The organism is Symbiopectobacterium sp. (genome assembly GCF_047692315.1).
GTDB lineage: Bacteria > Pseudomonadota > Gammaproteobacteria > Enterobacterales > Enterobacteriaceae > Symbiopectobacterium.
Genome location: NZ_JBLLJS010000014.1, coordinates 32972 through 46502 on the forward strand (window position 1 = coordinate 32972; position 13531 = coordinate 46502).

The 13531-nt window shown below is 53.3% G+C and carries 12 protein-coding genes; 5 read left to right on the plus strand and 7 right to left on the minus strand.

Annotation, left to right across the window (positions count from 1 at the left end; translation table 11 throughout):
* Positions 1-31 precede the first annotated feature (31 nt).
* The 5 genes from ACMZI0_RS07740 to dnaA form a co-directional block, all read right to left on the minus strand.
* Positions 32-607 (minus strand): GntR family transcriptional regulator, encoded by a 576-nt coding sequence (locus tag ACMZI0_RS07740; RefSeq protein ID WP_415672520.1) that lies wholly within the window; start codon positions 605-607, stop codon positions 32-34.
* A gap of 18 nt (positions 608-625) precedes the next feature.
* Entirely contained in the window at positions 626-3037 is a 2412-nt protein-coding gene (gene gyrB / locus ACMZI0_RS07745) for a DNA topoisomerase (ATP-hydrolyzing) subunit B (protein ID WP_415672521.1), read from the minus strand.
* An 18-nt stretch (positions 3038-3055) separates the two neighbouring features.
* Positions 3056-4141 (minus strand): DNA replication/repair protein RecF, encoded by a 1086-nt coding sequence (gene recF, locus ACMZI0_RS07750; RefSeq protein ID WP_415672522.1) that lies wholly within the window; start codon positions 4139-4141, stop codon positions 3056-3058.
* A 93-nt stretch (positions 4142-4234) separates the two neighbouring features.
* The gene (dnaN, locus tag ACMZI0_RS07755) at positions 4235-5335 is read right to left on the minus strand and encodes a DNA polymerase III subunit beta (RefSeq protein WP_415672523.1); all 1101 of its coding nucleotides are present in this window, start codon (positions 5333-5335) and stop codon (positions 4235-4237) included.
* Positions 5336-5339: 4 nt separating this feature from the next.
* Entirely contained in the window at positions 5340-6725 is a 1386-nt protein-coding gene (gene dnaA / locus ACMZI0_RS07760; protein WP_415672524.1) for a chromosomal replication initiator protein DnaA, read from the minus strand.
* 662 nt (positions 6726-7387) lie between these two features.
* Here dnaA and rpmH point away from each other — a divergent pair.
* The 5 genes from rpmH to mnmE all read left to right on the plus strand — a co-directional run bounded on the left by rpmH (position 7388) and on the right by mnmE (position 11235).
* Positions 7388-7528 (plus strand): 50S ribosomal protein L34, encoded by a 141-nt coding sequence (rpmH, locus tag ACMZI0_RS07765; protein WP_000831330.1) that lies wholly within the window; start codon positions 7388-7390, stop codon positions 7526-7528.
* Between the two features lie 20 nt (positions 7529-7548).
* Complete coding sequence (rnpA, locus tag ACMZI0_RS07770) at positions 7549-7908, plus strand: ribonuclease P protein component (protein ID WP_415672525.1); 360 nt, start codon at positions 7549-7551, stop codon at positions 7906-7908.
* A complete protein-coding gene (yidD, locus tag ACMZI0_RS07775) occupies positions 7872-8129 on the plus strand; it encodes a membrane protein insertion efficiency factor YidD (protein ID WP_415672526.1) in 258 nt (85 codons plus the stop codon). Before rnpA ends, yidD begins: the two co-directional genes overlap by 37 nt.
* Before the next feature lie 2 nt (positions 8130-8131).
* Complete coding sequence (yidC, locus tag ACMZI0_RS07780) at positions 8132-9796, plus strand: membrane protein insertase YidC (protein ID WP_415672527.1); 1665 nt, start codon at positions 8132-8134, stop codon at positions 9794-9796.
* Positions 9797-9870: 74 nt separating this feature from the next.
* Positions 9871-11235, plus strand: a complete 1365-nt coding sequence (gene mnmE / locus ACMZI0_RS07785; protein WP_415672528.1) for a tRNA uridine-5-carboxymethylaminomethyl(34) synthesis GTPase MnmE — start codon at positions 9871-9873, stop codon at positions 11233-11235.
* 36 nt (positions 11236-11271) lie between these two features.
* Here mnmE and ACMZI0_RS07790 read toward each other — a convergent pair whose 3' ends face one another.
* Positions 11272-12615, minus strand: coding sequence for a type II toxin-antitoxin system HipA family toxin (locus ACMZI0_RS07790; RefSeq protein WP_415672529.1), 1344 nt, complete (start codon positions 12613-12615; stop codon positions 11272-11274).
* Positions 12615-12884 (minus strand): helix-turn-helix domain-containing protein, encoded by a 270-nt coding sequence (locus tag ACMZI0_RS07795; protein ID WP_415672530.1) that lies wholly within the window; start codon positions 12882-12884, stop codon positions 12615-12617. Before ACMZI0_RS07795 ends, ACMZI0_RS07790 begins: the two co-directional genes overlap by 1 nt.
* Between the last annotated feature and the right edge of the window lie 647 nt (positions 12885-13531).

Here is a 13531-nt window from a genome sequence, read left to right on the forward strand (position 1 = left end):
CCCCGCTGTATCAGCGGGGATGCTCACCGGATCAGTCCGCGTGCAGGGAAGCACGCGCACCGTTCAGGTGGCGGGCCAGCAGTTCCGCGCACAGATCGCCATTTCGCGTCTCGATGGCGCGCAGAATTTTACTGTGCTCTTCGGCCACGCGCTGCCAGTCGCCGCTGCGTGCGTTCCATTGGTTTCCTTTGAAGCGCGTGCGATAAAGACGGGCATTGAGATTATTGTGCAGTTCAATCAGTGTGGCATTGTGCGAAGCATGCACCAACGCCCGATGAAAAGCTTGATTGGCGTGAAAATAACGCAGCGATTCCCCGGCATGAAACGCCGCCATCAGCGCCTGTTCCTGCTGCTGTAGCGCGTGAAGATCGTCGTCCGTCGCTTGCAGCGCCGCCAGTCGGCCCGCCAGTTTTTCCATTTCGGTGTACACCACCAGCATGTCTTCGATCTCATTTGCCGCCAGAGAAGCCACCACCACGCGCTTATTGGGGCGTAGATCCACCAGCCCTTGGGCCGCCAGCAAGCGCCGCGCTACCGCTGCCGTGTGACGCAAAATAAAACCGCCGCGTAGCTCAGGCAACGCGGCGGTTTTTTTGTGTCGCGACATCACATTAGATATTAATCATCAAATATCAATGTTGGCCGCTTTCAACGCATTCTCTTCGATAAAGGCACGGCGCGGCTCAACCGCATCGCCCATCAGCGTGGTGAACAGTTCATCCGCAGCCATAGCATCTTTTACCGTTACACGCAGCATGCGGCGGCTTTCCGGATCCATGGTGGTTTCCCACAGCTGTTCCGGGTTCATTTCACCCAGACCTTTATAACGCTGGATGTTCAACCCACGGCGTGACTCTTTCACCAGCCACTCCAGCGCCTGCTCAAAGCTGGCAATCGGCTGTTTACGCTCACTGCGCTCGATGTACGCACCGTCTTCAAACAGGCCGCGCAGTTTTTCACCCAACAGCACGATTTTGCGGTATTCACTGCCACGTACAAAGTTTGCATCGAGTGCATAATCGGTATCGACCCCGTGGGTACGCACGCGCAGTACTGGCTCGGCAAGCTCTTGGTTATCGCTCAACGTTCCGCTGTAGCTGCTGCCGTGCACATCGCCGTCATTGAGGGTTTTCACCAACGTCGCCAACCAACTTTCCACTTTGGCGCGATCTTGCAGATCGCCTTCAGCCAGCGTGTCCTGGTAAATCAAGGCATTCAGCAACGCACGTGGATAACGGCGTTCCATACGATCGATAACCCGTTGTACGCTGTGGTGCTCTTTCACCAGCAGTTCCACCTGCTCGCTCTGCAACGCAGGAGCCTGAGCATTGATGTGCAGCGCAGCACCATCCAGAGCCAGCGCGATCTGGTACTGGTCCATCGCTCCATCATCTTTAATGTACTGTTCTTGCTTGCCTTTCTTGACCTTGTACAGCGGAGGCTGAGCGATAAAGACGTGGCCACGTTCGATGATTTCCGGCATCTGACGATAGAAGAAGGTCAACAGCAGAGTACGAATGTGCGCACCATCGACGTCGGCATCGGTCATGATGATGATATTGTGGTAACGCAGCTTGTCCGGGTTGTATTCGTCGCGGCCAATGCCGCAGCCCAGCGCGGTGATCAGCGTGCCCACTTCCTGAGAAGAGAGCATCTTGTCAAAACGCGCTTTCTCCACGTTAAGGATTTTACCTTTCAGCGGCAGAATGGCCTGGTTCTTACGGTTACGCCCCTGCTTGGCAGAGCCGCCCGCTGAGTCCCCTTCCACCAGGTAGAGTTCAGACAACGCCGGATCGCGCTCCTGACAATCCGCCAGCTTGCCCGGCAGGCCGGCCAGATCGAGCGCACCTTTACGACGCGTCATTTCACGCGCTTTACGTGCGGCTGCGCGCGCGCGCGCAGCATCGATAATTTTGCCGACCACGATTTTGGCGTCAGCCGGGTTTTCCATCAGGTAATCGACCAGACGTTCGTTCATCAGCGATTCGACCGCAGTTTTCACCTCGGAAGAGACCAGTTTGTCTTTGGTCTGCGAGGAGAATTTCGGATCCGGCACCTTCACGGATACCACGGCAATCAACCCTTCACGCGCATCGTCACCGGTAGCGCTGACTTTGGCCTTCTTGCTGTAGCCCTCTTTTTCCATGTAGCTGTTCAGGGTGCGCGTCATCGCCCCACGGAAACCCGCCAGGTGTGTACCGCCATCGCGCTGCGGAATGTTGTTGGTAAAGCAGTAGATATTTTCCTGGAACCCGTCGTTCCACTGCATGGCGATTTCCATGCCGATATCGTCTTTTTCTGCGCTGAAATAGAACACCTGCGGGTGAATCGGCGTCTTGTTTCGGTTCAGATAGTCAACAAATGCCTTGATGCCGCCTTCATAGTGGAAGTGATCGGCCTTACCCTGCTCGCGCTCGTCGCTCAAACGGATGGAAACACCGGAGTTCAGGAATGACAGTTCACGCAGGCGCTTGGCCAGAATGTCATATTCGAAATCGGTAACATTGCTAAAGGTTTCCATGCTCGGCCAGAAACGCACCGTGGTTCCGGTACGGTCGGCATCACCCACCACAGCCAGAGGAGCCTGTGGTTCACCGTGTCGGTAGATTTGGTGGTGAATCTTGCCATCACGATAAATAGTCAGTTCCAGCTTCTCAGACAGGGCGTTAACCACAGACACCCCTACGCCGTGCAGACCGCCGGAGACTTTATAGGAGTTATCGTCAAACTTACCGCCCGCGTGCAGCACGGTCATGATCACTTCGGCAGCGGAGACACCCTCTTCTTCGTGAATACCGGTAGGGATGCCACGGCCATCATCCTGCACCGAAACCGAGTTATCCTTGTGAATGGTAATAACAATATCTTTGCAGAAGCCAGCGAGCGCCTCGTCGATAGCGTTGTCCACAACCTCGAATACCATGTGGTGCAGGCCTGTGCCGTCATCCGTATCACCGATGTACATACCCGGGCGTTTACGTACCGCATCCAGCCCTTTCAATACTTTGATACTTGAGGAGTCATAAGAATTCGACATCAACGTTTCTCGCTCATTTTAGTCCTGTAATTGAACCGTTATTTTACCCTGTTCCACACGGAACATCTTGCCCTTTTCACCGATCATGTCATCTATCTGCTCAGCGCTGATCGCGCTGACAAATACTTGAGCCTCGGTGGCTTTTAACCGCTCAGCCAACAAACGGCGGCGGGTACTGTCCAGTTCGGAAGCAAAATCATCTATCAGATAAATACACTTGGCACCGCTATGGCGAGTGAGGAATTCTCCCTGCGCCAATCGCCACGCACACATCAATAACTTCAACTGCCCGCGCGACAGCATGTCTTCCACCGCCACGCCGCCCGCACGGATACGAAAATCCGCTTTGTGCGGACCCAGCGCGGTGTAGCCCAGTTGCCTGTCGCGCTCAAACTGCCGCTCCAACAGTTCGGCATAGTCGTTCTCTTTGTCCCAGCCGCGCTGGAAAGAGAAGCTCAGAGAAAACTCCGGTAAAAACTGCTCACAAGTCGCGGTAATGTCCGCGCTTATCGCCGCGGTATAATCCGCTCGCCAGGTGCTGATGCGCTCCGCCAGCGGAATCAGTTCCTGATCCCAGGCGCGCAGTTGGCGATACTGTCCCACCTGGCGCAGCGCGGCATTACGCTGGCGCAGTAACCGTTTCAGGTTGCTCCAGGCAGCGAAAAAGCCGGGCTCATGGTGAAAACAGCCCCAATCGAGAAAGGCACGCCGGTATTTTGGCCCACCGTTGAGCAGCGTGAACCCCTCAGGCGTGATGAGCTGAATCGGCAGCAACTGCGCCAGATCCGCCACCTTGTGACCATCGCTGCCGTCGATACGCACGGTGCTATCGCCCAGCCGGTTTTTACTCAGGCCAATCGAACGTTCGCGCTCCAGGCCATCCAGCCGACCGTGCAGAATAAATTCCGGCTGCTCATGCCGAATCACGCGTGCCGCCTGGATGGAGCGAAACGCACGTCCGTGCCCCAGCGTGTAGATAGCCTCCAGCACGCTGGTTTTTCCGCTGCCGTTCTCCCCCACCAGAAAATTGAATCCGGGGATGAGCGCCAAATCGGCAGAAGCGATATTACGGAAATCTTTAATCAGAAGGCGGGTCAGAGCCATGGACAACCAGATCCTGTACGCGACAACCTGCGTGAATGCCGACGGCAAGCGTCGGCATTCACGCAAAAAATGGAGCAGATCAAGAGAATCCCGTTACAACCGCATCGGCATCACAACGTATGCCGCCGCCTGGCTGGCACCGTCTTCAATCTGTACGCTGGAGACAGAGTCGGTCAGCAGCAAACGCACATCTTCACACTTCAGCGCGTTCAACACATCCAGCACGTAACTTACGTTAAAGCCGATCTCCATCTCCGTGCCGTTGTACTGCACGTCCAGAATCTCTTCCGCCTCTTCCTGTTCCGGGTTGTTGGCGGTAATTTTCAACTGATTCTGAATCAGGTGCAGGCGCACGCCGCGAAACTTTTCGTTAGACAGGATCGCCGCACGCGCAAGAGCCTGTTTCAGCAGATCGCAGCTCGCTTCCAGTGCCTTGTCTGGGTTTTTCGGCAACACGCGGCGGTAGTCAGGGAAACGGCCATCGACCAGCTTGGAGGTAAAGATAAAATCCCCCACATGGGCGCGGATGTTGTTCGTGCCAATCTGTAACTGCAATGGCGTATCTCCACCATCCAACAGCCGCAGCAGCTCAATCACACCTTTACGCGGCACGATCACCGAATGAGACGGCAGCGACTGACCAATCGGCATAGCGCATACCGCCAGTCGGTGGCCATCGGTTGCCACGGTGCGCAGTTCTTCTCCTTCGGTTTCAAACAGCATGCCGTTAAGGTAATAACGCACGTCCTGATGCGCCATGGAGAACTGCGTAGCTTCAATCAGACGTTTCAGCGTTGCCTGCGGCAACGAGAACGCCACTTCGCTCTGCCAGTCATCCAGATTAGGAAAATCAGATGCCGGAAGCGTTGAAAGAGAGAAACGGCTGCGGCCGGAACGCACCAGCATCCGGTCGCCCTCCAGCGTGACGGTAATCTCCGCACCGTCGGGCAAGCTGCGACAAATATCAAACAGCTTACGCGCTGGAACCGTGGTCGCGCCGGGTTCATGGGCCTGAGACAGCGCAATCTTAGCCACCATCTCCATTTCCAGATCGGTGCCAGTCAACGACAGCGCGCCGTCCGTGACTTGTAACAACAGGTTGCCCAAAATCGGCAACGTCGGACGGCCACCTAATGGGCCGCTCACCTGTTGCAACGGTTTTAGCAGATGCTCGCGTTCTATAATGAATTTCATAATATTATGAAGATAATGTTCTGATTAAATTAGAGAAATCTTCCTTGATGTCGTGAATTTCTTCACGCAGCTGCTCGATCTTGCGGCACGCATGCAGCACAGTGGTGTGGTCACGACCGCCAAACGCATCACCAATTTCCGGTAAGCTATGGTTTGTCAGCTCTTTCGCCAGCGCCATCGCCATCTGGCGCGGACGCGCCACCGATCGAGATCGCCGTTTGGACAGCAGATCGGCAACTTTGATCTTGTAGTACTCCGCAACCGTCTTTTGAATATTGTCGATAGTCACCAGCTTTTCCTGCAACGCCAACAGATCGCGCAACGCTTCACGCACGAAATCGATGGTAATGGCGCGGCCGGTAAAATTGGCGTTGGCGATCACGCGGTTCAGTGCGCCTTCCAGCTCACGCACGTTGGAGCGCAGCCGCTTGGCAATAAAGAACGCCACCTCGCCCGGCAGGCGGATGTCGTTTTCATCCGCTTTTTTCATCAGGATCGCCACACGCGTTTCCAGCTCCGGCGGCTCGATCGCCACGGTCAGGCCCCAACCGAAGCGTGACTTCAGACGATCTTCTACCCCATTGATCTCTTTGGGATAACGATCCGAGGTAAGGATGATCTGTTGATTGCCTTCCAGCAGGGCATTGAAGGTGTGGAAAAACTCCTCCTGAGAACGCTCTTTATTGGCAAAAAACTGGATATCATCGATAAGCAGGGCATCGATGGAACGGTAATAGCGTTTGAACTCTTCGATCGCATTGTTCTGTAAGGCTTTGACCATATCCTGCACAAAGCGTTCAGAATGCATATAGACCACTTTGGCATTTGGCTTGCGCGCAATAATGCCATTGCCTACCGCGTGCAACAGGTGGGTTTTACCCAAACCGGTGCCACCGTAGAGAAACAGGGGATTGTACGCCCCACCGGGGTTATCCGCGACCTGACGCGCCGCCGCGCGTGCCAGCTGGTTTGACTTACCTTCAACGAAGTTGTCGAACGAGTGTTTCGGATTAACGTTGGAACGATAGGTGTGCTCTATCTGCGTCACCGGCGTGTCCCAACTGGGTCGCACGGGTGCCTGCCTGATCGGCTGCACGGCCGCCTGCTGGCTGGCTGGCTGGTGGCTCACCACCGCCGCAGCCAGCGGTTTGCTACCCACTTCAAAACGCAGCAAAGGCGCATCCATACCGCAGAAATCGTTCAGCAGTCCATTGATATTGTTGAGGTACTTGTCTCTTACCCAATCCAGCACAAAACGGTTTGGCGCATAGAGCGCCAACGTGTTGTCGTTCAGTTCCGCCTGTAACGGACGTATCCACATGCTGAATTCTGTGGCAGGTAACTCATCCTGCAAACGGGCAAGACACTGCTGCCAAAGCGAAAGTGACACGGCGGACTCCACTCGAACAAGATTAAAATAGAAAAGAATCAGATACGTTAGTTAGTGTAATTCATGATTATGACCCGGAAGCTGCAATGGCAGGATCCTGAGTGCACCGCGCATCTGATGATGTCCATGCGGTTGCCGAGACGATCCCGAAGAAAGGATCGTTCACGGGACGGCGGATCATAACCTAATCCTCGGCAGAGATCTTCCCTTTCCGCACAGTTTCGATCCTCTTTATCCACAGGCTATTCTTATCACTCTTGGCCGCCACGTGCCGCACGGCGATGGCACTGGCTTGCACAGGGCAGAAGCGTAGCATAACCGAATATACGTCCGCGCCGGAGTGATAGCGATCATGATCCCGCATCGAGGATCTTGTCAGGATCCTTGCGATTTAATGCAGAGTCCGTATAATCTTCAGCCCGACGCGTTGATGCCCTTCTGTGCTGTTCCAGGCAGGAATTCCCCAAATTTATTGCGGAAAGGGCTCCATAGGCGTGTGATGCCAATTGACTCAGGACTGTACAATTATTACAATCTCGCCTCTTTATCTTTGATGTATGCGATTGAGGCGTCGGTCAGTGTTCACGCCGGTTAGTGTTCAAGCCGGAGCGCCAAACGCGTTTACTGTGAAGTCAATTATCCAAGTTTAGGTAGAAATCGCCATGAAACGCACTTTCCAACCGTCCGTATTGAAGCGTAACCGTAGCCACGGTTTCCGTGCTCGTATGGCCACTAAAAATGGTCGTCAGGTTCTGGCCCGCCGTCGTGCAAAAGGCCGTGCTCGTCTGACCGTTTCTAAGTAATAAAAGCTAACCCCCCCCGAGTGGTTAAGCTCGCTTTTCCCAGGGAGTTACGTTTGTTAACTCCCAGCCATTTCGCTTTCGTCTTCCAGCAGCCACAACGGGCTGGCACGCCGCAAATCACCATCCTCGGCCGCCTGAATTCGCTGGGGCATCCTCGTATCGGTCTTACTGTCGCCAAAAAGCATGTTAAACGTGCGCATGAACGCAATCGGATTAAACGTCTGACGCGGGAAAGCTTTCGTTGGCATCAACACACTTTACCTGCGATGGACTTTGTGGTGATCGCTAAAAAAGGGGTGGCCGATCTGGATAACCGTACGTTGACGGAAGCGTTGGAAAAATTATGGCAACGGCACTGTCGCTTGGCTCGCGCCTCCTGATCGGGTTGATACTCGGTTATCAACTCTTTATCAGCCCGCTGCTGGGGCCACATTGCCGTTTTCGCCCAACCTGTTCACAATACGGCATTGAGGCCACACGCAGGTTTGGCATGATAAAAGGCAGTTGGTTGACGCTCAAACGCGTATTAAAATGCCACCCTTTGAACCCTGGTGGTGATGATCCCGTACCGCCAAAACCCGACAATAACAGAGAATATTAACGATGGATTCGCAAAACAATCTTCTTCTCATCGCTCTGCTATTCGTAAGCTTTCTGATCTGGCAGACGTGGGAGACGGATAAAAATCCGCCTGCTGCTTCAACGCAAGCCATTCAACAAGCGACGAACGCAGTCAACGGTGATACCGCCAGCCAGGGCGTGCCTAACAGCGGTCAGGGTAAACTGATCACGGTGAAAACCGACGTGCTGTCGCTGACTATCAATACGCGCGGCGGCGATATCGAACAAGCCAATCTGCTGGCGTTCCCTGATAAACTGCACTCTACTACGCCATTCCTGCTGCTGGAAACCACGCCGGAATTCGTGTATCAGGCACAGAGTGGATTGACGGGTAAACACGGTCCGGATAATCCGGCGAACGGCGCACGTCCGTTATTTACTGCCGCACAGGATCATTTTGAACTGGCCGACGGACAGGACTCGCTGACCATTCCGTTGACCTACACCAACGCTGACGGCGTGACCTTCACCAAAACGTTCGTGCTCAAACGCGGCGACTACGCGCTGAACGTCAGCTACAACGTGAACAACACCAGCGCACAACCGTTGGAGTTAACGCTGTTTGGCCAGTTGAAACAGTCTATTAACCTGCCGAAGCACCGCGATACCGGCAGCAGCAATTTTGCACTCCATACCTATCGTGGCGCAGCGTTCTCCTCCAGCGACGATAAGTACAAGAAATACAGCTTCAGCGACATGAAAGAAAACCTGAACGTCACCACTGATGGCGGCTGGGTTGCGATGTTGCAGCAGTATTTTGCTACCGCGTGGATCCCGACCACCGCCGGTGCCAACACCTTCTACACCTCGCAGTTGGGTAACGGTTTAGCGGCGATTGGCTTTAAAGCTACACCGGTAACGGTGGAAGCCGGCGCGCAGAAAGACATCAGCGCGGTGCTGTGGGTTGGCCCGGAAATTCAGGACAAGATGGCGGCCGTTGCACCGCATCTGGATCTGTCCGTGGATTACGGCTGGCTGTGGTTTATTTCCCAGCCGCTGTTCAAACTGCTGAAATTCCTGCACGGCTTCATCGGTAACTGGGGCTTCTCCATCATCGCCATCACCTTTATCGTGCGTGGCATCATGTACCCGCTGACCAAAGCGCAGTACACCTCGATGGCGAAAATGCGTATGCTGCAACCGAAAATGCAAGCCATGCGCGAGCGTATCGGTGATGACAAGCAGCGCATGAGCCAAGAAATGATGGCGCTGTACAAGGCTGAGAAAGTGAACCCGCTGGGCGGCTGTTTCCCGCTGCTGATCCAGATGCCTATCTTCCTGGCGTTGTACTACATGCTGATGAGCTCGGTTGAGCTGCGCCATGCGCCGTTCATCCTGTGGATCACTGACCTGTCTGCACAAGACCCCTACTACATCCTGCCGATCCTGATGGGTATCACGATGTTCTTCATCCAGAAGATGTCGCCGACCACAGTGACCGACCCGATGCAGCAGAAGATCATGACCTACATGCCGGTGATCTTTACCGTGTTCTTCCTGTGGTTCCCGTCTGGTCTGGTGCTGTACTATATCGTCAGCAACCTGGTCACCATTATCCAGCAGCAGTTGATTTACCGCGGTCTGGAGAAGAAAGGCCTGCACAGCCGCGACAAGAAAGAGAAGGATAAGCGGGCTGCACAAGTCTGAAAATAAGGCGGCTGCTGGCCGCCTTATTTTTTTGTTTAATCGCAACGTTATTGCATCGCAACAGAGAAACCATCATGAGCCATACCGATACCATCGTAGCCCAAGCCACGCCTCCCGGACGCGGCGGCGTAGGTATTTTGCGCGTGTCCGGGAGGCAGGCTGCCGACGTGGCACGTGCTGTGCTGGGTAAATTACCCAAGCCGCGCTATGCGGATTATCTGCCGTTTCGCGATGCCGACGGCAGCACGCTGGATCAAGGTATTGCCATCTGGTTTCCCGGCCCCAACTCCTTTACCGGCGAAGACGTGCTGGAACTGCAAGGGCACGGCGGCCCGGTTATTCTCGATTTGCTGATGCAGCGTATTCTGGCGCTGCCAGGCTTGAGCATTGCGCGTCCCGGTGAGTTTTCCGAGCGCGCGTTCCTCAACGACAAGCTCGATCTGGCGCAGGCAGAAGCCATCGCTGACCTGATCGATGCCAGCTCTGAGCAGGCGGCGCGCTCCGCGCTTAACTCCTTGCAAGGCGCATTCTCCACCCGCATTCATCGTCTGGTGGAAGTACTGATTCACCTGCGTATCTACGTTGAGGCTGCCATCGATTTCCCTGACGAGGAGATTGATTTTCTCTCTGATGGCAAGATTGAGGCAGAATTAAACGGCTTGATGTCCGATCTGGCTGGCGTGCAGGCAAAAGCGCATCAGGGCAGCCTGCTGCGTGAAGGCATGAAGGTGGTGATTGCTGGACGCCCAAACGCGGGCAAATCCAGTCTGCTTAACGCACTGGCTGGGCGCGAGGCGGCGATCGTGACCGCTATCGCGGGCACCACGCGCGACGTACTGCGTGAGCATATTCATATCGATGGCATTCCGCTGCATATCATCGATACCGCCGGGCTGCGCGATGCCAGCGACGAAGTGGAACACATCGGCATTGAACGTGCCTGGCAAGAGATTGAGCAGGCTGACCGCGTGCTGTTTATGGTTGATAGCACCACGACGGGGGCCACATCACCCGCCGAAATCTGGCCAGAATTTATGGCACGCCTGCCCGCCACGCTGCCAATCACCGTGGTGCGCAATAAAGCCGATATCACTGGCGAACCAGAAGGCATTGAAGAGGTGAACACTTACTCACTTATTCGCTTGTCAGCCAAAACCGGCGATGGCGTAGATATCCTGCGCAACCATTTAAAACAGAGCATGGGCTTTACCAGCAACACCGAAGGAGGCTTCCTGGCACGCCGCCGTCACCTGCAAGCGCTGGAAACCGCCGCACAGCATCTGGAGCAAGGCAAAGAACAGTTAGTGAGCGCTTACGCAGGTGAACTGCTGGCGGAAGAGCTGCGGCTGGCACAACAGGCACTGAGCGAAATCACCGGCGAATTTACTTCCGATGATTTGCTGGGGCGGATTTTCTCGAGTTTTTGTATTGGGAAGTAGCAGCCACACTCACGCAGACAGGCACCGATAAGGTGCCTATTCCCACCCGGTCATTAATCGCCGCGCCTTGGCCTGCATGCCTGCGAGAATCGCATCACGAATAGACGCAGGAAAATCATCAGGTAGTTGGTTGCTGATTTTCACAACAACAGCATCTATCGACTGCGCAAACTCAGTCAAAATGCTTTCCATCGATTCTCTGGCAAATCCAACCGCTTTTGCGGTTTGGAAAAAATTCCGTGGAAAGATCTGCTCAATAGCGTATTTCTTGCCTCTTGAACCGGTCAATCCCATCGCCAGTTTGGCCTCTCTGCGGTCAATTCCTCGACCGCCCATCGCCGGGTACATAGAGAGAATGTCATAGTAAGGCGTGAGACGATAGCGTCCCTCAGATTCAATAAACAGGGAAAAGTTTTTCGCATGCCCATCCGTTGCGGCCAATAGCCAAAACAGCACCTGAGCCTGCATAAAGCGATAACGATCCCTTTGTGGCTCAACCGCACCCAATAGCACCAACATAATGGCAGAAATACCCGGTCCACCATGATTTTCGTATTTCAGTGCGGAGGGAACGTTTAATACCTGGCAAAAATCCTCCTGCGGCAACCGCATAATCCAACTGCCATCCGAGGAGTATTTACGATCAAAACGTTCTACCGCTAGCGCTTTTATATTGCCGGCCTTGAGCATAAAACAGTGCGGTACCAGCAGCCCAAATGCCTTGGCAATGAACAGGCACAGATATTCATTCTCAACGCTGTCAGATATATCAATAGAGTAGGAGTGACTCTCGATCTTACCAATCGGTAGCTTAATGATATGCGTAGTTGGCGTGGCATTGAGAGGCAGACGCCAGTGGCCATCCAGATAGAGCAGCGCCGTCTTTTCCTGAGCGCCAGCAATAGAGATACGAAAATCATCTTCTGTATCAATCATCCCCAGCGGCGCATCGGCCAGATATCCCGTCAGTATATTTTCAAGCTGTTGTTCGGATATGGTTTTGTATTCGATCTGTTTTATATCGCGAACAGGTGTACCCTGCGGCACCAATTGCAACGCCCCGACACTGTCCTGCCCCACTTTGGCCAGCAAATCAAACAGCTGGGTGGAATCTGCGTGATGTCTAACGACAATCCGTCTTCTGATATCCGGGTTATCCGGCAACAAATTGTCGAAGAAATTATAAACTTCATCACCTTGATAGGGCTGATGGCGTAGCGGCATAGCGGCATAGCGGCATAGCGGCATAGAGAGAGAGATGGGGCGACTCCCCGGCAATCCGAGCCAGTTCTCATCATAGGAAAAATGATGCGCTCCACTGCTCGTTTTGTTCAATACCCCCACCCGATAGCCGTTCATGTAAACGTCGAGCGCTGCCATTACCATTCTTCTTTCCAGGATGATGTTGCAACAGAGGCCTCGTTATTGGCTGCCTTTGCGTTTCTGGGAGTAACCGTAAGTTCTAAATTCAATGCCGACAGGATCTTAAAGAAGGTTTCCAGCTTGGTGGAATCAGGATGTTGTTCAAAGCTGGATACCGTGTCCTGGCGAATACCCACTTTACTGGCCACTTTCCCTTGTGAAAGCTTCTGCGTGATACGAACATCTTTCAGATAGCTGCTAAGCCGTTTGCTGTTGGTGACCTTCATTATCTTATTCTACCAGTTGTAGACGGTAGAATAAATATTACACGCTATAGGCGTTAAGTATTCATTTACCTGCTATAACGTGTAAGAAGGATGTAGGCAACATGAGGTAAATGCCACGATGAATCCTTTGCCCACACCCGCCTCAAAAAACTATAATTTCATTGTTTTATAATGAGATTTCACTTTCTGTATTGGGAAGTGAAGCAGTGGCCAGACCGTTCAGCACTGGATACGCATTGTGCCAGTGAACATTTCCGGCGTCTTGTACCTATGATTGATCAGCACAAGCGGAAAGATGCCACCTATATACTGATGGACAGGTTTAATGAAATGTACCGCAAATTATTATTTCAAGAGTAAACCACTGCAATGTAAAAAAACGGGCATGAATCGATACTGATTATACTCAGCATCGTTAACCATGCCTTGTTGACGTTAACATGCTTTGATAATCAAGATAAAAAGCGTAATTTTAAAAGCATTTAGCATAACACCATCGCGAACCTCTATATAATACCAGCCTAAATATAAAACCCTATAGAGAATAACATGCTCCCTTCGATAACATCCAGTCATTACCAAACATTAGGTCAAGCGGTGAATGATAAAGCAGCAAACATTGACATTAAAGAAATAAAAAAACAAAT

Excerpts from the sequence above, each read along its gene's own strand:
- ACMZI0_RS07790 (WP_415672529.1), bottom strand. The coding sequence starts at position 12,615 with ATGGCAGCGCTCGACGTTTACATGAACGGCTATCGGGTGGGGGTATTG.
- gyrB (WP_415672521.1), bottom strand. The coding sequence starts at position 3,037 with ATGTCGAATTCTTATGACTCCTCAAGTATCAAAGTATTGAAAGGGCTG.
- rpmH (WP_000831330.1), top strand. The coding sequence starts at position 7,388 with ATGAAACGCACTTTCCAACCGTCCGTATTGAAGCGTAACCGTAGCCAC.
- ACMZI0_RS07795 (WP_415672530.1), bottom strand. The coding sequence starts at position 12,884 with ATGAAGGTCACCAACAGCAAACGGCTTAGCAGCTATCTGAAAGATGTT.
- yidC (WP_415672527.1), top strand. The coding sequence starts at position 8,132 with ATGGATTCGCAAAACAATCTTCTTCTCATCGCTCTGCTATTCGTAAGC.
- yidD (WP_415672526.1), top strand. The coding sequence starts at position 7,872 with ATGGCAACGGCACTGTCGCTTGGCTCGCGCCTCCTGATCGGGTTGATA.
- recF (WP_415672522.1), bottom strand. The coding sequence starts at position 4,141 with ATGGCTCTGACCCGCCTTCTGATTAAAGATTTCCGTAATATCGCTTCT.
- dnaN (WP_415672523.1), bottom strand. The coding sequence starts at position 5,335 with ATGAAATTCATTATAGAACGCGAGCATCTGCTAAAACCGTTGCAACAG.
- mnmE (WP_415672528.1), top strand. The coding sequence starts at position 9,871 with ATGAGCCATACCGATACCATCGTAGCCCAAGCCACGCCTCCCGGACGC.
- ACMZI0_RS07740 (WP_415672520.1), bottom strand. The coding sequence starts at position 607 with ATGTCGCGACACAAAAAAACCGCCGCGTTGCCTGAGCTACGCGGCGGT.